An 18,208-nucleotide genomic window follows, 5' to 3' on the forward strand; every position below is an offset into this window, starting at 1 on the left:
CCTTCTCACCTCGCACCGCGCGGCCGGGCTTCACTTCCAAGGACACACCGCTGTGACGCACCCCTACCCTCCCCTGCCTGAAAACCGGCCGACGACCAACCGCCGCCTACCGGGAGGCGGCGAGGATTGAAGGGCCTAGCCGCCGCCATCGGCGTCTTCTGCCTCTCCCCTCTCCTCCTCGCCGGCACCGCCGCGATGGCCGCGGCCGGAAGCGGTGCCGCCTCCCAAAGCGCCTCCTGTGCCACGGGCGCGGACGTCGACACCGACGCCGTCGCCAAGCAGGTCGCCGCGATCCTCGGCGGCAAGGACTCGAATAGGGACATCCGCATCGAGGGGCTGGACCTGCCGGCCGAGCAGATCCCCCATGCCAAGACCATCGTCGCCACCGGTATCTCCCTGAAGATCCCCGAACGCGGGCAGGTCGTCGCACTGGCGACCGCCATGCAGGAATCCCGCCTGCGCAACCTCAACTACGGCGACCGGGACAGCCTGGGCTTGTTCCAGCAGCGCCCCAGCCATGGCTGGGGCACCCCGGAGCAGCTCCGTGACCCGGTCTACGCGAGCACCAAGTTCTACAAGGCCCTGCTGGACGTGAACGGCTGGCAGCAGATGACCGTCACCCAGGCCGCCCAGGCCGTGCAGCGCTCGGGCTATCCCGACGCGTATGCGCAGTGGGAGGGCCTGTCGAAGGCACTGCAGCAGGCCATCGCCAAGTCCCTGCCGAATGACGGGAAGGACAATGCCGACCAGAACAAGGACGAGCCGGCCGGAGGCGGATGCACACCTGGCGAGGACGGCTCCGGCTACGGCCTCATCCCAGATGGCTCCGTGCCCAAGGGTTACGAGATCCCCAAGGACGCTCCGCCGCAGGTCCGCACCGCCATCGACTGGGCGATGCACCAGCTCGGCACCCCCTACCAGTGGGGTGGCACCTGCTTCAACTCCCACGGGCCAGACCCGATGGGCCGCTGCGACTGCAGCTCGCTGATGCAGCAGGCGTACGCCGCCGCCAAGGTGAAGCTGACCCGCACCACGTACACGCAGGTGGGCGAGGGCAAGGCCGTCTCACCGAAGGCCCTGAAGCCCGGTGACCTGCTGTTCACCCGCGGCACGGCGGCCGTGCCCGAACACGTCGGCATGTACATGGGTGCAGGTCTGGTGATCAACGCGCCGCGCACCGGCAAGCCCGTCCGGATCGAGCCGATCAAGGACTGGGACATCCTCGCCGCCCGCCGCGTCGTCTGACGCCGCACCCGTCGCCCGGCCTCCGGGCCATCCCTGACTGGCGTCTCTGAGCGCCGCGAGCGCCGCTCTCCCCTTCTTCTCCCATTTATCTGCAGGCCCCAACCAGCCCGCGTATGCAAGGAGTTCCGCCATACCCATGTCTCTCGCAGACCGCGTCATCTACCTCGCTTACGACCCCGGCGTCACGCCCAAGGAGGGCGGCCTGCCGGGCCTGTCCGTCCTGAAGAACGTCGTAAGCAGCATCAACCTGTTCGGCATCGTGGCTGTCGTCGGTGCGCTGGCCGTCTCCCTCGGTGTCTGGGCCTGGGGCCACCACACCGGTGGCCACCAGGCCGAGGCCAACGGCAAGAAGGGCGCCGTCGTCGCCGCGGGCGCCGCACTCGGCCTCGGCGCCGCAAACGGCATCGTCGCGTTCTTCTCCGCGCTGGGGACGCAGATCAAGTGATGAAACGATCCCTCTCCCCGCTCCACAGCTATGGCGCCGGGCGGTCGGCGAACCGGCGGATCGCCATCGTCGCCATCGTCATCACCGCGCTGCTCGCCGTCGCCGGGTTCGCCGCCTGGTTCACTGGCCGCGGCGAGCAGCAGGACGACGCCCGCCGCTCCACCAGCACAGCTAGCCCGTCGCCTTCCGAGTCCGCGCCGAAGCCGTCGGCCGGCACCGGGTCGGTGCCGAAGCCGCCGCAGATCAGCGAACCGCTCGCGCACGCCAAGGCTGCCGCGCTGATGCTGTGGTCCTACGACACCCGCGCCACCACCCGCGACCAGCAGCTCGCCGGGATGAACGCGTGGATGACGCGCGAGACCAAGTACACCGACTGGACCTCCATCACCGCGCAGGTGCCGGATCCGGTGCTGTGGTCACGAATGGGGGACAACGCCCAGCACGCCACCGCGACGATCACCGAGGCCCACTACCCCAGTGCGTTCAAGCAGGCACTGGCAGAGGACCCGGCCGCGCTGACCAAGGCGTACATCTACGCCGTCACCGTCACCGGCAAGCAACAGATCGCCTGGAAGGGCGGAGGCGGAGGCGCTGAGAACCGGTCGGTCACCCTCGCCGTCCAGTGCCGGCCCTCCCACGACTGCGCCCTCGTCGCCATCGCCCCCCGCGTCGCGCCCTGATGCCCCCACTGACCGAAAGGAGGAAGCCCTCCAGTGGACTTCTGCTCCATACCCGTCGCGGGCCAGCTCTGTGACGCCGCCGACGCGATCGACTTCGTCGCCGACCCCGGCAAAGCCATCACCGACGGCATCGGCAACTGGATCGCCAAGAGCAGCGGCGAACTCGCCGCCGCCGCAGCCGATCTCGCCGCCAAGGCCGTCAACGCCACCACCACGGTAGACCTCAACGCCGGCTGGTTCCGCGACAACTACGAGCTGCTGCTGCCGATCGGCCTGGTCGTACTCGTGGCGACCTTCTGCGCCCAGCTCATCCGGGCCGCCATCAAACGCGACGGACAGTCCCTGACCCAGGCATTCACCGGCACCGCCATGGGCGTCCTGTTCTCCTTCTCGGCCATCGCCCTGACCACCGTGGCCATCGAAGTCGTCGACGCCTTGAGCGACGGCTTGTTCAAGGCCGCGAACAGCAGCGTCGACGACGCGGTCCGCCGCATCGTCAAGGTCAGCCAGATCGGCGCCATGTCCGGACTGGGTTGGATGGTCCCGGCCATCACCGCCCTGGGAGCCGCAATCGGCACCTTCCTGTACTGGTGCGTGATGATGGTCCGCAAGGTCGGCATCCTCGTCCTCGTCACCCTGGCCGTCTTCGCGGGAGCCGGCGGCGGCTGGGAAGTCGCCCGCCGCTGGCGCAGGGGCTGGATCGAAGCCACCGCCACACTCGTGGTCTCCAAGCTGCTGATGACGATCGTGTTCCTCCTCGGCATCTCCGCCATGGGCAAGACCGAATCGAAGGACGGAATCGCCGCCCTGGCCGACGTCATGTCCGGCATCGTCATCATGATCCTGGTCCTGCTGTGCCCCTACGCGACGTTCAAGTTCGTGCACTGGGCGTCCGAGGGCACCAACGGCGAGGACATCCACCGCGCCGGCGGCGCAGGCGCCCAGCTCGCCAAGCAGCATGCCGAACGCGCCGGCCGCAAGGCCGCTGCCATGGCCGCCACCGCCGGAACCGGCGGCGCGGCAGCCGGAGCAGGCGCAGCACCACAAGGCCCCTCCTCCGTCCCCGGCCAGTTCCCCGGCGACATTGCAGCCAACCCCACAAGCGGTGGCGACGACCAGGGCGGACAGCAAGGTGGCACGGGTGTCTCGCCCGGCGGTGACGCGCTCAAGAACGGTCTGGAGAAGGCCGTGCAGCCCCCGCCGACCAGCGCGTCTGACGACACGGGCGGCCAGTTCGGCGGTGCCCCCGGCCAGGGTGGATCCGGTCACGGATCCCCGGCTGCTCAGGGGGGCGGCGGTTGGATGTCACAGGCTCCGGCCAGCGCCTCTACGCCTCCGCCACAGGGCGCTCCGCCGGCCGCAAACTCCGCCGACGCGTCGAGCGGGCCCGGCGCTGCGCCGCCTCCGCCGACCGGCATCTGACCCATCCCCGACACCGAGGCGGGACACACCGCGCCACCCGATGTGTGTTCCGCCCCGGCCACCGCCCCGCGCTTTCTCGGAACGGCCTCTTGTCTGAACTCACCGTCACTCCGCTCACGGTCAAATTCCCGCACCGGTCGAGGCGCGGCATCCTCCTCGGCCTGTCCCTGCCCCAACTCGTCCTCGTTTCCTCCGCCTTGGCGCTATTGCTGGTCACGGTCGTCAGCACCGGACTCGTCGGTGCCATCGTCCTCACTCCCCTGTGGGCGGCCATCGCCGCGCTGGTGGCCATCCGCCGCCACGGCCGCTCGCTGATCGACTGGGCGCCGATCGTCACCCGCTACGTCCACCGTCGCCGTACCGGACAGACCATGTGGCTGGCCCGGCCCGTCACCCGCCCGCGCCAGGACGGCCTGCTGCACCTGCCCGGCACCACCGCCTCGCTGCGCGTGGTCACGCCCGCCGGATCGCAGGCCGCCGCTGTACACGACCCGCATCAGCAGACCCTGACCGCCGTCGCCCACGTCTCCAGCCGCGCGTTCGCGCTCCTCGACCCGGCCGCGCAGAACCACAACGTCGCCGGCTGGGGCCGGGCGCTGGCCGGCATCGCCCGCACCGGCCACATCGCCACCGTCCAGGTCCTGGAACGCACCGTGCCGGACTCCGGCGACACCCTCGCCCGCCACTGGACGCAGCAGGGCCGTCCCGAGACCCCAGTCGCCGGACAGGTGTATGCCGACCTGGTCGCCTCCGCCGGTCCGGCCGCCGCGCCGCACGAGGCGTACCTGGCAATCTCCCTGGACCTGAAGGCCGCCAAGCGGCTCATCTCGCAGGCCGGCGGCGGGCTCCCGGGCGCGTTCACGGTGATGGAGCAGACGACGTCGTCGGTCGCGCAGGCCGCCCGCAGTGCCGGGCTGATGGTGTCCGGCTGGCTCAGTGCCCGCGAGATCGCCGCTGTCGTCCGCACCGCTTACGACCCCAAGGCCCTCTCCGGCCTGCAGCAGTGGTCCGAAACCGGCCGGGCCGAAGCAGACCCCGCCGCCGCCGGACCGGTCGTGCAGGTCGAGGAGTACGACCGGGTCATCACCGACACCGCCCGGCACGCCACCTACTGGGTCGAGAACTGGCCCCGCACCGAAACCAGCGCAGGTTTCCTTCACGGGCTCATGTTCACCGCCGGAGTCCGGCGAAGCCTGTCCCTTATATACGTCCCCCAGGGGCTCGAGTCGGCACTGCGCGACGTCCAGCGCAAGAAGGCCGCGATCATCGCCGACGCCAACGAACGGCAGCGCCGCGGCGTGGTCGACTCCGAGGCCGACTCCGTCGAGTACGCCGACGTCAAGGTCCGCGAACGCCAGCTGATCGCCGGACATGCCGACGTCGCCCTAACCGGACTCCTCACCGTCAGCGCGGAGACCGACGCCCTGCTGGATGCGGCCTGTGCGCAGATCGAGACCGCCGCCGTCACCACTCAAGTCGACCTGCGCCGCCTCAACTTCCAGCAGCCCGACGCCCTGACCCTGGGCGCCCTGCCGCTTGCCCGGACCGCCCTGTGACCGGCCAGTCCGCGGGCCGTGGTGTCATCGACGAGATCCAGGCGCTGCTTGATCCGCTGCGCGAGATGCACCGCCGGCACCAGGAAGCGCTCGACGAACACCGCACTGCGGACGGCGACGTGATCGAGGAGCAGTACGCCGAGTACGAGGAGACCCGTCACACGACGGCCATCGAAGCCAGCGAGACCCTCGACACCGTCATCCAACGGCTGGAGCTACTGGTCGCCACCCCCGCCCGCCGCGCCTTCACCATTGCCCTCAAGGGCACCGGCCATGCGGAAGGTGAGAGCCCCTGGCTGTTCGTCGTCAACGCCACCGACCTCGACGACGCACAGCGCTGCCTTACCCAACTTCCCTCGTACAAGCGCTGGCTGGCGGACATCCGTACACCGGACGACACCGGCCCCCTCTCCGCCGCGGACATCGTGGCCGACCAAAGCCATCCCGGCACCCGAGCGCCCGGCATGTACATCGACCTGCGCCACGAGGAGGCCCGGATCCTCGCCGACCGCACCGGCCGCAGGCGCACCTCCCCTGTCCCAGCGTCCGGCCCGCCCTGCGCAGCACGCCCGCGCGCCCGCTGACCACGGGCCCCGCCCATCGCCCCCTGCTCTCAAGCAACACCAGGCGGACCGCCCTCACTGACCTGCCGCTCCGGCAGGAAGGACTCCCCGTTTTGACTTCACCCTCCCCCGCCAGCGAGGCGCACCCCTACCTCCGCGCCGCCACCGCCGGCGTCCGCCACCACACCCGCTCCCTCAACCCGGCCGCAACCTCGACTCCCCGGCCGGCGAACCGCGTCCATCTCGACGTCCTGCACGCCCATCTCACCGCCCTGCACGAGCTGCTCGACCAACTCGCCGAAACGACCCAGCCGCCGCACCCGGCAGCAGGCCGGCACCTGGCCGCCGCGCACACCCGGCTGTGGCAGGCCACCGCTGAAGTGCACGACGCATTCCACGCCCTGCCGTCGGCCCACGAAGCCGAGGCGGAGTGCCATCCCGAGCGGCTGCCGGAAGGCCCGCCAGTGCTGACGATCTGCCAGCGCCACCTCGCCGGCAGCCACGCCATCCGCCGCAAGACCACCCCCACCGATCTCAACACCCCGCTCCCCGGCCACACCACCACCTACGCCTCATGAGCGGACAGCACCGCCGAAACGAGCACCCCCGATGACCCACCGGCCCGACCGCCGCGCCCGACGCGCCTCGGCCTCACCGCTGTTCACCCCGCACGGCACCGACCGCGCCAGCCGCAAGGCCGCCCGGCGCCAGCTCGCCGAAGCCGCCGCGAAAGCCCGCGCCGAAGCAGCGTCCGACCCGGCCGGACACGAGCCAGTCGAAGAGGACATACCGCTCGCCCTCTATCCGCCCGCCGGACGTCCCGGCCCCGCCTCGGCCCGCGGCAACAAGCTCACGCTCCCCGCCCACCGCATGACCACCGCCACCGCGTCCGGCGCGTACCCCTTCCTCGCCGAAGGCGGGCTCGGCGCCGAGGGCATCTACATCGGCCGCGACGTCCACGCCGAGGCATCGTTCTGCTTCGACCCTTTCGCCCTGTACGGCAAGGTCGAAGGCTTCACCAACCCCAACGTGCTGCTCGCCGGCGTGATCGGGCAGGGCAAGAGCGCGCTGGCCAAGAGCTTCGCACTGCGATCGGTCGCGTTCGGCTACCGCGTCTACGTGCCCTGCGACCCCAAAGGTGAGTGGACCCCGGTCGCCACCGCGCTCGGCGGCACCTCCATCGCCCTCGGTCCCGGTTTGGAGGGCAAATTGAACCCGCTGGACGCAGCACCGCGCCCGCCATCTGTGCCGGAGGCCGACTGGGCCGGCGAGATCCGCAAGCGCCGACTGCTGCTGCTCGGTTCCCTGGCCCGTACCGTGCTCGGACGGGACCTGATGCCGATGGAGCACACCGCCCTCGACGTCGCCCTCGACGCCGTCGTCAGCCAAGGCACCGCCACCGGACGCACCCCCCTCCTCGGCGACGTCGCCACCACCCTCAACAGCCCAGTGGCACTCGACACCGCCGGTGGCGTCATGTCCGGGCGCCTCGGGGAGGCCGCCCGGGACCTCGCCCACGCCATGCGCCGCCTCGTCCACGGCGACTTGGCCGGCATGTTCGACGCCCCCTCCACCGTGAGCTTCGACCCCAACTCGCCGATGCTCACCATCGACCTGTCCCGCCTCGGCGGCTCCGGCGACGACACCGCCCTCGTGCTGGCCATGACCTGTGCCTCCGCCTGGATGGAATCCGCGTTGACCGACCCGAACGGCGGCCGGCGCTGGATCGTCTACGACGAAGCCTGGCGCCTGATGCGCCACCCCGGCCTTCTCCAGCGCATGCAGTCGCAGTGGAAGCTGTCCCGCGGCCTGGGCATCGCCAACTTGATGGTCATCCACCGACTGTCCGACCTGCTCACCGCCGGCGACGCCGGATCCCGAGGCCGAGCCCTGGCCGAAGGGCTCCTCGCCGACTGCTCGACCCGCATCGTCTACCGGCAGGAAACCGACCAACTCCAAGCCGCAGCCGCCCTGCTCGGACTGACCTCCGTGGAAGCCGAAGCCATCGCCCACCTCAATCGCGGCAGGGGCCTGTGGAAGGTCGCCGGACGATCCTTCATCGTGCAGCACCTCCTCCACCCGCACGAAGGGCAACTGTTCGACACCGACGCCCGGATGCACTGAGGGCGTGAACTCACCTACACAGAAAGGGAGTTATTCATGCCGACGCTGCCTCCAAACCCAGACTACGGGGTGTACGAGGGCAGCCGCCGCCGCTCCGATCGCCTCGCCACGAAACCCGCCCTGCTCCCCCAGAACACATCCCGTCCCGGAGATCCCACCTGTCGAACGCAGCCCGACACAACCACCACCCCCGGACCGGGCACGCCGACCGACCCGGCCGGTGGAGCGTCGAAGAACGCTCCGCCCACGGCCTCGACTGGGGCTACGTCCTGCGCCCGCTCGGCATCGATCGCCCGCCTCTGCTGCCCGCCCGTCCGCGCGCCAACAGACCTCAACTCCGCCCACAACGCCTGCCCCTGGAGAATCCGCTGCCCCCACACGCCCGTTCCGAGATCACGATCGTGATCGCCACCTAGCTGCGAGAGAACCGGCTGGACTACCTGACCGCCATGCACGCAAGCCTTGCCCGGCAGAGCGTGCCGTGGGAGGCAGTGATCGCGATCGACGGCGCCGAATCCGGCCTGCTGCCTGCCCCGCTCACCAACGACCCCCGTGTCCGCGCTCTGGCACTGCCCCGCGCCCGCGGCGCCGCATGCGCCCGCAATCTGGCGCTCAACGAAGTCCGTACCAATTCTCTGGGGTTACGCCCTGATGCTGCGGCAAGGCCGGGCGCGTTGGTGCAGCTCAGCGGCGGTCATCTCGAGCCTAGGCTACGCAACACGTGTGGTGCCATCGCTGGATCCAGTGGTCCTGGATCGAGTGGCATTTGTATTCGGAGCCCCTCCGGGGCTCTGCTCATGAGGTTGGTGGGACCCGCCGAGCTGACACCAGAGCTGGCGGACACGGGAGCGCGCCCGGCTCACCATCTGATCCGCCAACGAGACGTCCATCCAGAGATCCTTAAGATCTAGCGTCTCGTGTGTCCAGGATCAGAGGTCAAGCCCCTCCTACGGCGCAGCTGCAAGCCCGATCCGGACGGGTCGGGGCAGCAGGGCTCCGCATTTAGTTGAGCGAACGAGCTGTGCGAAGTTGCGCCACGTCTCTTTGCGGACCCGCTCTGGATCAAGCGCATGAATTCGGGCAAGTGCACGTTCGACGTCATCCACCTTGCCAGGGCGGCGACCCTGACCACTGGACTTGTCGCCGAACGGATGATCAGTCTCAGGGAGGACTCGGTCGAGCGGCAGGCTCGCCAGCAACTCAGGCTTCCGCAACATCGAAGCGTTGACCGAGAAATAGCAGCCAAGCTCAACCGCTCGCTCGGTTTGTGCTTCGTTGCCAAGCCACCAGTGAAGCACCGCGCCGTGGATGGGTCGGGCCGTGAGACACTCCAAGGTGACATCGATGGCGGTGAAGCTGTGGATACTTGTAAGTCGGGGGTTGTATTGCAGCGCAGCCAAAACCGCGTCCAGGGTCGCCCGCTGCGTGTCCAGGGGCACACGTGACTTGCCATCCAGGCCAACCTCACTGACGTACGGCGTTCGGTCGATCAGCTCGGCAAATCGAGCTGCGTCGAAGGCCCTCTGCACGCCAACGAGGCCCGGGTGACAGCCGACACCCCAGATAGTCCATGGGTCAGATCGTCTGAGTGCACGCTCGGCTTCATCGAGCGAACGAGTCGCGGCGAAGATGAGCGAACCGAGCTCCAACAGATCGCTGGGCGAGATGTCTGGATCAATGTGGGCGTGCATGTCGATCGGTGGCAGGCGTCTCATTGATAGAGGCTCCGTAGCTCTTGGATCCCACGCTGGCAAAGGTCAAACGCATCGCGCAGTGGGTAGTTGTCTGGAAGGCTCAGCGTGGTGAGGGCGCGCGTTCTCACGCCCCGGTGAATGAAGTTGCGAACCGGCTGCTCGACCGACTTGCTCTCCAGCCACTTCTGCACGGCAGGGTCGCTGCTTGGCGCGATGTAATCGCTGAGGTCGGGGACCTCAGCGGCGGCGAAGGATGCCCGTCGCAGCACGCACCCGAAACAGATGCCACAGGCCCGGTCGGCTGAAATGCCGTGGGCTCGCTGCCCAGTCAGCGCGCACGAGTGGGTGGCACTCAGAAACGAGGAGGCTTCGTCTGTGCCGACCAGGTCCACGACGCGCCTGTACATCTCGCCCTTGGTGACATGCGCGAAGGGGTTCTCGATGACCGCGTGGGCACCGACTTTGGTAAGCACAGCCGCCAGGTCCTGCAGAAACTTGGGATGCGTGGTGCGTGTCGACAAGCTGCCGAGGCGCTCCGGGCCCAGCGGCGGATTGATCGAGGCGAAGCCGTTCTCGGGGATCCACAAAGGCACTTGGTGGAGGGAGGCCACCGCCAGGCCGAGAGCCAGGAAGAGCAGTGACCGCGATCGGGTGGTTGACTCGGACGGATATGACGTGCCGTCGATGCGCTCACTGCGGCGTCCCAGGTGCACGACTATGTGTTCCTGGCGCGGGCCGGGGATGAGTCGTTCGAGCTCGGTAGCGATATGTCGCTGGATGGGTGCCAACATCGTGTTGTTGTAGTGCGACAGCAGGACGTGTTGCTGGTCCGTAGCAAGCAACGAGCGGGAATACAGCCCGCCGATCGCCGAGTCTGCACCGCCGCTAAGTAGGACGATCCGCTGGGGAGTGACGCTGGTCTCGTCGGGCGCCTGGGTCTCGGCCGGTTCCGGCTGCTGAGTGAACGACAGGCTCCAGCGGTCGCCGCTGAGGAACCCGAGCACCCCTGCAAGTTCATCCGCCACGCCGTTCCAGGCTGCCGCGTCGGAAACAGGGATCTCAAGCTCGAGCTGGCGCCGATTCCAGTTCGCGCCACGGCCTTTGCGTAGCGTAGAGCGGTCAGCGGCAAAGGCGGTCAGCGCAACCCGAACCACATCAACGTTCAGGGGCGGAACCGGGCCGAGTGTGGCCAGGCTGGGGCTGAAGCCTCTGGTGAATGTCGAACGCTGGTCCGGCAGCCAGTAGAAGGACTGTGCGGCCTCATCTGCCGGGATATCGTCGGTTGCACTCAGGCGCAACGTGAACCGGGACATCAGCTGCCTCCTCCGAGGATGCCACGAATGGTCTCTAGTCCCGCCTCGACGGCGCGGCTAACTTCATCCTCGGTCGCGCCGTCGACCGACAGATTGGCTTGAGCGGCAATCGCTTCCGCGGCGTCACGGATGTCGCTCTCAGCAACATGTGCCAGGTCATGGTGGTTGATCTGATCGCCCGACTCAACCAACAGAGTCTCGGCGATGATGACGGCGATGGTCTGACGGACCATCTCTTCTGGAGTCAGCCGGTAGCCATCCCGTTCCTGCTCCATCACCCACTCTGCCACCTCGGCCGCCACGAAGCGCTGTTCATGGTCTTCGATGGTGCTGTCCGGCGTGCTGCAGGCCATGTCAACGATGCGGCGTACCACTTCGATGTCGTCCCCGAGCCCGCGCAGCTCGTTGTAGTCCAGGCCCAGACGTTGCAGGGTTGCCGCGTCACCCGTGCTGTACGCATGAGCTGCCGCCGCCGCGCGGCCGGCAGTGCGAGCTGAGCCAGCGGCAGTACGTTGCGGACCGCCGCCGCTACGCGATCCGCCCCCACCGCCAGAGGCGCCTCCGCCTCCGCCCGGACCGCCTCCATCACCGCCGCTCGCCACGCGAGGGCGGATCAGGTTGATGACGCGCCCCAGTGCAGCAGGATCGAGCGGCGGTCGCTGCCCATCGGAACCTGAACCGTCCGAACCCGACAGGCCATCCAGGTAATCGCTGATGTGATCGCGAACCGCTTTGCCGTCGTTGCCGCCGCTGCCGGAGTAGGCGCCGCTGGTGCCCATCAGACGTTCCCTTGGTTGCCCAGGGCGCTGTCGACCGCCCGTTTGACCTGGCCGTCCGGCAGCTTGCTTTTCCAGGTGGTAAGCACACCGCGGATTGGCGCGGAGTCATCCGTCTTGAACTGCATCGGTGTCGCGATGGTGATCTCGCTGGGCGGCAGCATCAGGAGGGCATCCCGAGCCGCGGCCGCCACGCTAGGACGGCGACGGGCGATGCGCAGGATGGCATTGACCCCGCCCTTCTGCTTGGTCGGTTGGTCGCGCATCGTCCGCCCGATATGGCGCAGCAGGTCAGTGGCATCGCCGTCACCCAGCTCATCCAATTCGGCATCGGTTACCGATGCCTGTTCTCGGCGAGATTCCGAGAGCAGGTTGGCGGCAATGTCGCGAAGTCGCTCGGGCAGGCTGTCGTCGATCAGCGTGACGCCGGCGAAGGTGGCAGCCAGCGTCAGGTAGGGCGACAGATCGAGCCCACGTAGCGGCGGGGCCAACTTGGCCCACCGCACCATGGCCTGAGAGAACTGACCCGAGACGGTTGGCGTGGCCGCCCGGGTACGACGGGTAGACGCGCTGCGCCGTGGTTGTGTACCTGATTCGGCCACATCATCAGGCCCGTCCTGCCGCTGAGTGTCGGTTTGCGCGGGCCGCCCAGCTTCCTCCTCCAGCCGTTCCAGGTGGTCACGCATCTCGCCCTTGGCGAACCAGTCGAGTAGCAGCTTGAACTCGGGCTTCATCAGCGCTTCGAGGGTCATGAGCTTGGCGACCACCGCAGCGTCCAGACTGATGCCACGGCGCGAGGCCACAGACTGACGGACGTGCAGGTCGTTGAGGAAACGCTTGATATAGCGCGGGTTGCCGTGCAGCTTCTCGTAGAGCAGTGGCGTTAGGCGGGCGGCGAAGGCCAGCTGGTCGTCCATCGCCAGCCCGTCGATCTCCCCGATGTTGTCGACGCTGCCGCCGTCGCGGCGAATCTGCGCGCAGCGTTCGATAAGCGTGGCAAGCTGATCGGGCTTGGCGGTTGCCTGCAACTGAAGAAGCAGCAGGTACGCCTGGGTGTCGAAGTGACTTAGAGCCGGAAGCGGGATGGTCGTCTGCACGATCTTGTGCAGGTAGAGCGTGGCCGGGTCCTGCCGTTCGCCGTCGCTCTCGTCAGGCCGCCCTGTGTCCCTGAACCGAGTGCGGATCGCATCCGAGACCCGCTCCTCGTCGGCAGCGATCACGAAGGACATCTTCGGAACAGCCAGGAAAAGGCGCATCGCTTCCAGGCTCTCCACGACCGTCTCCGGCAAGCAACGGTCAAGATCGTCCACCAAGACGGCGACCGCCCTGATGTGCTTGAGATCGTCGGAGGCGATTAGTGCCGCGAACTCGTCTCGGAATTCTTCCAGACCACGCACCGACTCCGCGTCGTCCTCCTTGGGCTTCACCAGCTCAACGAGCTTGTCGAAGTCGGGGATCTGCAAGGTCAGCGACGAGGTGGCAGCCAGCTTGATCGCCTTGGCCCAGTCAATACGCTTGCCGAGCCGGACCAGGAGGTTCTTTGCTTTGTCGGTCTTGGTCTCCGAACGGTCGACCTCAGCGGCAAGCGCGTCCAGGACCTCCGCGATAAGGCTCTCCTTGGCGCCCGTCGAGGGGTCGTAACGCCACGGGTCAGTCTGGATCACCAGCACCTTCTGCTTGTCCGCCGCACGGCGGTCGAGTTCTTGGGCAACCAAGCCGAGCACGGTCGTCTTACCGCTGCCCCAACTCCCAGACAGTCCAAGGGCTACCGGATCGAGCGCCTCATCGAGCAGCGCGTCGGCGACCGTCTGGGCGACAGCGTCGAACGACAGCAGATCCACACCTGATGGATCATCCGACCACAGGCCGGAACGCTGGACTGCGGTCATACCCGTCTCCCGGCCCCGGGCATCCTGGGACCCGCCAACTGAATAGCTCATACGAACCCGCCACTTGCGCTCATTACGACAAGTTACGACATGCACAGCAACACCGGACGACAGTTCACCAACCTCTAGACCCCTCGTCATTTTGCCGGGCCCGCAGCAACTCCATGTAGCCCTCCACCTCGCCGACCTTGGGCGGTACCAGGTGATAGGTGCAGGCTTGCCTGGACTTCGTCACCCTCTTCGTCAGCCGCCCCATGTAGTAGCCCGTGCCTCCCAGTCGCAGCCTCGGCACTTCGATCGTCAACAGAGATGCGCCTCGGTCAGCCGCATCCCCGAGCCGCCCGCGAAGCTCAGCTCAGATATCAGTTCGTTCGTCCGACGTTCAGGGCGCGGGTCATTTCGCGATTGGCTGCCCGGGCTGCTTCGAGTTCCTCGGTTCGCTCCTCCAGCTCGTTGGCTGTGCCAGCGAGTTCGTGTTCCACCGTGAGTCGCCGAGGTTCTCGGACAGGCGTGTCTCCAGTTGGCGTACTCGCGCCGTGAGTCGTTTGTTCCGGCAGGAGCACGGGACCTGGCAGGTGACCAAGGATGCCGGCCGCTACAGCGACGGCACGCCCCTGGACCCCAGCGCCTCCCCGGGCTGGAAGGCACTTCGCCGACCACGCCTGGTACGAGTTCCGCGACGTCCTCACCCACGGGCCTGCCCTGCTGGAACAGTGCCGCCCCGCCGACACCGCCTGGCCCGAGGACGCCGCCGCGCTCGACCGGCTGCGGGATGCCCTGGAGTAGGGTGCCTCGGTCCTCACCGGCTGGAACACCCGGTTGGAGGGCCTGCGACAGACCCCCGCATCGCCGCCGGGCGAGACCTACACCGAGGCGAAGACGCGGCGCGACACCCAGGTGCGACCGGCAATCGAGACCTGGCTGGCCGACAGCGACGCACTCGTCCGCCAAGCCCGCGCCGCCGCACCCGACGCCCGTCCCGCCCTGACCCCACGCGACCGGGCCTCGCCGCCCTCCCCCAGGCCTACCAGCACCACCCAGTGCGACGCCCGCCCGCCGCTGACCCTCACAGATAAGGATTCACCTCTGTCCGAGCACTTCCACTTCGGCACCCACCCCGACCACGGCTTCGTCGCCACCACCACCGCGAACATGCCCGCACACCTGGCCGACTGGTACCTGACCCGCGAGCAGTTCGAGCAAGTCCCCGGCACCCCGGGCCTGTACCGGCTCACCAACCCCCACGAGGACGGCCAGCGGCGCACCCGCCAGGCCGTCCACGACCTGCGCACACACGGCTACAGCGTGCAGGCCGACTACTCCCTCGACCCCGCGCTCACCCAGAGCCCTCCTCAACCCGCCGTGCGCAACGGGCTGATGGAGCGCCGCAGCCGGATCGCCCAGGCCGCCACCGCACGCTCACCGCAGCGCGGCCCCGCCCTCACCACGTCGCCCGGCACCCGACCGATCCCGCCCCGGCCGACCTACGCACCCACGGTCGGCGCCACGCAATCTGCCGGGCACGGGCGGGGCAGGCGAGCCTGAGCACCGAGCCGATCCGCATCACCCGCGGGCGAGGCGGCGAGGTCGAGGTCGAAGGCCCTCTCGACGCCTTCGCCGCCAGCATCCTGGCCCGCGCCGGATGCGAAACCTGGCCCACCCTGCGCGGCTCGTGGATACGGCTGCCGTTCGACATGGGCACCACCTGGGAGAACGAACACGCCAGCTGGGCCGCCGACATGCTCACCGCCGCCCGCTACCAGGTCCAACTCGACCCGAGCCTGCGCCCGGCACCGGGCAGCAGCTCCCCGCCCGCATCGGCACCGCGCCGTACCAAAGCAGCGATGACCGCCCAGCCCGCGCCTCCCGATGCCGGCCGTCGCCCCCGCCGCTGACCTGCCCCAGGAGGGCTCATCCCCAACACCACCACGCCCACATTGTGCACCCTCATCAACCATGTCCGCGCCTACGCGCTGCGCTTCTCGGTCATCCACCTTCGCTGCGAGACCGCGCTCGACGCGCTGCGCAACCGCCACGGCACCATCGCCGACACGGAGGCAGCCGACACGGCGTGCGCCGAGCGCAACCGGGAAGCCGCCCAGGCGTTCCAGACGTACCTGCTGCCGCACACCGAAGCCCTGCTCTCCCACGCGCGGACCGCGCTGGACGCGATGCCGCCCGCCCGCCACCACACCGGATGGCAGGCACTGCTGGACGACCTCGGCCACGCGGCCACCCAGATCCACCGCATCCTCGACGCCGCGCCGGCCGAGCCGGACAGTGAGGCCGCCCGCGCCCAGGACGTCGCCTTGTGGCCGTATCTGACGACCTGGGCTGAGCGCAGTGACATCGTGCGCGACCTGGCCGACCAGCACCGTCTCCCCGCCCCGGCACCGGGACTGTGCACCGACGAGCAGTTGGAGTGGACCGCCCGAGCATTTCGACGACGAGGACGCGACCGTCCTCGCGCTCGCCGGCGACCTGGACAGCCCTCAGATGCAGGTGCTCGGACGGTACGACAACGAGTACGTGGCCGGGCAGGCATCTCCGCCCGCGGTACCGCCCGGCGTGCTGCGCCCGGATGCCGCCCACTACCGCCTCCGCGTCCCCGCCGCGGAGGTCTCTGTGCAGGAACTGGTCCGGGACGTCGTCGGGGCGCGGCACAGCGGGGACGTCTCCGAGGCCCCGTGGACCGCGGCCGACGACACCGGCCACGCACCCAGCCACCTGACCCGCATGACCGAACTCGTCGACACGGCCGCGGAGTTCGCGGACGCGCTGGAGACCCGGGCAGGGCAGCACGCAGCCGTTCGGCTCGGTGTGATCGCCCAACAGCTCCGCGTCCTGTCCCGCGAACTGCACGCGGCAGCCGAGGAATTGTCAGCCGATGCCGGCGTTCTGCCGCCGCACCGGACCCGCCGCCCCCGGTTCCTGCCCGCCCCGTCGCAGCCGGCCCTGACCACCACACCGCCCGCGACCGCACCGCCCGCTGCGGCGCCCGCGCACCGCCGGTAGACCGACCCGGCCCGGCGACGACCACCACGTACACCCCCTGACGGAAAGCCCATGCTCTGTTGCCCCTGACCGATCACCCGCCGCTACCGGCGCCGCGCACCACCTACGGCGCGGTACTGGGCAGCCGCCATGTCGCCCGCCTCCTCGGCGGCACCCTCGTCGGACGCCTGCCCAATGGCATGGCGCCCGTCGCCATCGTCCTGCTGATCACGGCCGGCGGCGGTTCGCTCGCGTTCGGCGGACTGCTGAGCGCCCTGTACGCACTGGCCTCCGCGCTCTCCCAGCCGGTCAAGGGCCGCCTGATGGACCGCTACGGCCAGACCCTGGTATCCGGCCCGGCGGTGGCCCTCAACTCCGGCAGCCTGCTGCTGCTTCCGGCGGTCGGCACGGCCGGGCATCCGTCCGTCCCGACAGCCGTCGTCGCTCTGGCCGGACTGTGCACCCCGCCGCTGGAAGCAGGACTACGGGCCCTGTGGGCTTCCGTTCTCCCCGACCCAGGCCAGCGGCGGGTCGCCCTCGCCCTCGACACCGGCACGCAGGGCCTGCTCTACATCGCCGGCCCTCTGCTCGTGGCCGCCCTCGCCTCTGCCCACGGCCCCGCCACCGCGATCGTCGTGACCGCCACGCTCGGGCTCTTCGGCACCGTCGTGGTCCTCACCACGCCGACCTCCCGTACCTGGCGGCCCGCACCCGCCGACCCCGGGGATGCGACCGGCCGTCTACTGAGCGCCGGGCTCGTCCTACTCTTCGTGGCGCTCGCCGGCGTCGGCTTCGCGATCGGCGGCATGAACGTGTGGGCGGTCACCATGGCCGACGAGCACGAGATGGACCTGCTGTCCGGATTGCTGCCCGCCACGTTCTCCACCGGCAGCTTCCTCGGCGGCCTGATCTACGGACGCCGCACCTGGCCCGGCTCGAACACCAGCCAACTCCTGTGCAGCGCCCTCGGTTTCCTTGCCGGATGGCTGCCGCTGCTCGCCCTGCCCGGACCGTATGCGGCAACGGCCGCGGTCGCGGTGCCCGGCCTGTTCCTCACCCTGATCGTCACCTGCGGCTTCATGGCCACAGACACCCTCGCCCCCGCCACCCGCACCACCGAGGCGTACGCCTGGCTGATCCTGTCCATCGGCGTCGGCCAGTCCGGCGGCACCGCCCTCGCTGGCGCCCTTGCCGCGCTCTCGCTGGCCGGACCCGCGCTGCCCGCCGCAGGCGCTGCCGCCGCCCTCACCGTCCTGGCCCTCGCCCGCCCCCGACTGGCCGCCGCCCAAGCCCCGGTGCGCCGCGACCGGCACAGGCGCACGCCAGTCCACGCCGCACGCACCTGAACCCCACACGCCCCCACCACTCCGAGGGGCGGCTCTTCCCATGCCCCTTCCGACCAACCCGCGTGAGACCTCTACATCGAGGACTGCGCGATCTGCACCTCACGCGACCGCGACGCCCTTACGCTGCTGCGCTGCACCGTCCACACCCTGTTGGAACACGG

19 protein-coding genes are annotated in these 18,208 nt (G+C 69.2%); 13 read left to right on the forward strand and 6 right to left on the reverse strand.

Annotated elements, in window-relative coordinates; all coding sequences use genetic code 11:
* Positions 1 to 126: 126 nt before the first annotated feature.
* The 8 genes from ACI2LP_RS03885 (at position 127) to ACI2LP_RS03920 (ending at position 8,035) form a co-directional block, all read left to right on the forward strand.
* A complete protein-coding gene (locus ACI2LP_RS03885; protein WP_404722930.1) occupies positions 127 to 1,245 on the forward strand; it encodes a C40 family peptidase in 1,119 nt (372 codons plus the stop codon).
* Positions 1,246 to 1,375: 130 nt separating this feature from the next.
* A complete protein-coding gene (locus ACI2LP_RS03890) occupies positions 1,376 to 1,690 on the forward strand; it encodes a DUF6112 family protein (RefSeq protein ID WP_404723053.1) in 315 nt (104 codons plus the stop codon).
* A complete protein-coding gene (locus ACI2LP_RS03895) occupies positions 1,690 to 2,370 on the forward strand; it encodes a hypothetical protein (protein ID WP_404722931.1) in 681 nt (226 codons plus the stop codon). The genes ACI2LP_RS03890 and ACI2LP_RS03895 overlap by 1 nt, the downstream gene beginning before the upstream one ends.
* Positions 2,371 to 2,403: 33 nt before the next feature.
* Entirely contained in the window at positions 2,404 to 3,792 is a 1,389-nt protein-coding gene (locus ACI2LP_RS03900; RefSeq protein WP_404722932.1) for an ATP-binding protein, read from the forward strand.
* 89 nt (positions 3,793 to 3,881) lie between these two features.
* Complete coding sequence (locus ACI2LP_RS03905) at positions 3,882 to 5,348, forward strand: SCO6880 family protein (RefSeq protein ID WP_404722933.1); 1,467 nt, start codon at positions 3,882 to 3,884, stop codon at positions 5,346 to 5,348.
* Positions 5,345 to 5,932 (forward strand): hypothetical protein, encoded by a 588-nt coding sequence (locus tag ACI2LP_RS03910; protein WP_404722934.1) that lies wholly within the window; start codon positions 5,345 to 5,347, stop codon positions 5,930 to 5,932. Before ACI2LP_RS03905 ends, ACI2LP_RS03910 begins: the two co-directional genes overlap by 4 nt.
* Before the next feature lie 92 nt (positions 5,933 to 6,024).
* Positions 6,025 to 6,489 carry a DUF6238 family protein gene (locus ACI2LP_RS03915; RefSeq protein ID WP_404722935.1) on the forward strand — a complete coding sequence of 155 codons (465 nt, stop codon included), beginning with the start codon at positions 6,025 to 6,027 and terminating at the stop codon, positions 6,487 to 6,489.
* A 31-nt stretch (positions 6,490 to 6,520) separates the two neighbouring features.
* A complete protein-coding gene (locus ACI2LP_RS03920; protein ID WP_404722936.1) occupies positions 6,521 to 8,035 on the forward strand; it encodes an ATP-binding protein in 1,515 nt (504 codons plus the stop codon).
* Between the two features lie 947 nt (positions 8,036 to 8,982).
* Here the strand turns inward: ACI2LP_RS03920 and ACI2LP_RS03925 are convergent.
* From ACI2LP_RS03925 to ACI2LP_RS03945, 5 genes are all read right to left on the reverse strand, one after another.
* Positions 8,983 to 9,750, reverse strand: coding sequence for a TatD family hydrolase (locus tag ACI2LP_RS03925; protein WP_404722937.1), 768 nt, complete (start codon positions 9,748 to 9,750; stop codon positions 8,983 to 8,985).
* Positions 9,747 to 11,042 (reverse strand): hypothetical protein, encoded by a 1,296-nt coding sequence (locus tag ACI2LP_RS03930; RefSeq protein WP_404722938.1) that lies wholly within the window; start codon positions 11,040 to 11,042, stop codon positions 9,747 to 9,749. Before ACI2LP_RS03930 ends, ACI2LP_RS03925 begins: the two co-directional genes overlap by 4 nt.
* Positions 11,042 to 11,821 carry a hypothetical protein gene (locus ACI2LP_RS03935; protein ID WP_404722939.1) on the reverse strand — a complete coding sequence of 260 codons (780 nt, stop codon included), beginning with the start codon at positions 11,819 to 11,821 and terminating at the stop codon, positions 11,042 to 11,044. Before ACI2LP_RS03935 ends, ACI2LP_RS03930 begins: the two co-directional genes overlap by 1 nt.
* Entirely contained in the window at positions 11,821 to 13,707 is a 1,887-nt protein-coding gene (locus tag ACI2LP_RS03940; protein WP_404722940.1) for a P-loop NTPase fold protein, read from the reverse strand. The genes ACI2LP_RS03935 and ACI2LP_RS03940 overlap by 1 nt, the downstream gene beginning before the upstream one ends.
* Positions 13,708 to 13,822: 115 nt before the next feature.
* Positions 13,823 to 14,011, reverse strand: a complete 189-nt coding sequence (locus tag ACI2LP_RS03945; RefSeq protein ID WP_404722941.1) for a hypothetical protein — start codon at positions 14,009 to 14,011, stop codon at positions 13,823 to 13,825.
* 281 nt (positions 14,012 to 14,292) lie between these two features.
* On the opposite strand from ACI2LP_RS03945, the gene ACI2LP_RS03950 reads away from it, so the two are divergent.
* The 3 genes from ACI2LP_RS03950 to ACI2LP_RS03960 all read left to right on the forward strand — a co-directional run bounded on the left by ACI2LP_RS03950 (position 14,293) and on the right by ACI2LP_RS03960 (position 15,602).
* A complete protein-coding gene (locus ACI2LP_RS03950) occupies positions 14,293 to 14,493 on the forward strand; it encodes a hypothetical protein (RefSeq protein ID WP_404722942.1) in 201 nt (66 codons plus the stop codon).
* A 33-nt stretch (positions 14,494 to 14,526) separates the two neighbouring features.
* A complete protein-coding gene (locus ACI2LP_RS03955) occupies positions 14,527 to 15,252 on the forward strand; it encodes a hypothetical protein (RefSeq protein WP_404722943.1) in 726 nt (241 codons plus the stop codon).
* 149 nt (positions 15,253 to 15,401) lie between these two features.
* Positions 15,402 to 15,602, forward strand: coding sequence for a hypothetical protein (locus tag ACI2LP_RS03960; RefSeq protein ID WP_404722944.1), 201 nt, complete (start codon positions 15,402 to 15,404; stop codon positions 15,600 to 15,602).
* 71 nt (positions 15,603 to 15,673) lie between these two features.
* On the opposite strand, the gene ACI2LP_RS03965 is transcribed toward ACI2LP_RS03960, so the two are convergent.
* Entirely contained in the window at positions 15,674 to 16,057 is a 384-nt protein-coding gene (locus tag ACI2LP_RS03965) for a hypothetical protein (protein ID WP_404722945.1), read from the reverse strand.
* Here ACI2LP_RS03965 and ACI2LP_RS03970 point away from each other — a divergent pair.
* Both ACI2LP_RS03970 and ACI2LP_RS03975 read left to right on the forward strand, forming a co-directional pair.
* The gene (locus ACI2LP_RS03970) at positions 16,051 to 16,722 is read left to right on the forward strand and encodes a hypothetical protein (protein ID WP_404722946.1); all 672 of its coding nucleotides are present in this window, start codon (positions 16,051 to 16,053) and stop codon (positions 16,720 to 16,722) included. The two genes, ACI2LP_RS03965 and ACI2LP_RS03970, sit on opposite strands and share 7 nt — an antisense overlap.
* Before the next feature lie 59 nt (positions 16,723 to 16,781).
* Complete coding sequence (locus ACI2LP_RS03975) at positions 16,782 to 18,047, forward strand: MFS transporter (RefSeq protein ID WP_404722947.1); 1,266 nt, start codon at positions 16,782 to 16,784, stop codon at positions 18,045 to 18,047.
* Positions 18,048 to 18,208 lie beyond the last annotated feature (161 nt).

It is taken from the genome of Streptomyces sp. NPDC019890, assembly GCF_044903445.1.
In the GTDB taxonomy this organism is placed as follows: domain Bacteria; phylum Actinomycetota; class Actinomycetes; order Streptomycetales; family Streptomycetaceae; genus Streptomyces.

What these genes read in the sequence shown, in the direction of transcription:
- ACI2LP_RS03895 (WP_404722931.1), top strand. Translation starts at nt 1,690, where the DNA reads ATGAAACGATCCCTCTCCCCGCTCCACAGCTATGGCGCCGGGCGGTCG.
- ACI2LP_RS03920 (WP_404722936.1), top strand. Translation starts at nt 6,521, where the DNA reads ATGACCCACCGGCCCGACCGCCGCGCCCGACGCGCCTCGGCCTCACCG.
- ACI2LP_RS03925 (WP_404722937.1), bottom strand. Translation starts at nt 9,750, where the DNA reads ATGAGACGCCTGCCACCGATCGACATGCACGCCCACATTGATCCAGAC.
- ACI2LP_RS03930 (WP_404722938.1), bottom strand. Translation starts at nt 11,042, where the DNA reads ATGTCCCGGTTCACGTTGCGCCTGAGTGCAACCGACGATATCCCGGCA.
- ACI2LP_RS03935 (WP_404722939.1), bottom strand. Translation starts at nt 11,821, where the DNA reads ATGGGCACCAGCGGCGCCTACTCCGGCAGCGGCGGCAACGACGGCAAA.
- ACI2LP_RS03940 (WP_404722940.1), bottom strand. Translation starts at nt 13,707, where the DNA reads ATGACCGCAGTCCAGCGTTCCGGCCTGTGGTCGGATGATCCATCAGGT.
- ACI2LP_RS03950 (WP_404722942.1), top strand. Translation starts at nt 14,293, where the DNA reads ATGCCGGCCGCTACAGCGACGGCACGCCCCTGGACCCCAGCGCCTCCC.
- ACI2LP_RS03960 (WP_404722944.1), top strand. Translation starts at nt 15,402, where the DNA reads ATGGGCACCACCTGGGAGAACGAACACGCCAGCTGGGCCGCCGACATG.
- ACI2LP_RS03965 (WP_404722945.1), bottom strand. Translation starts at nt 16,057, where the DNA reads ATGTCACTGCGCTCAGCCCAGGTCGTCAGATACGGCCACAAGGCGACG.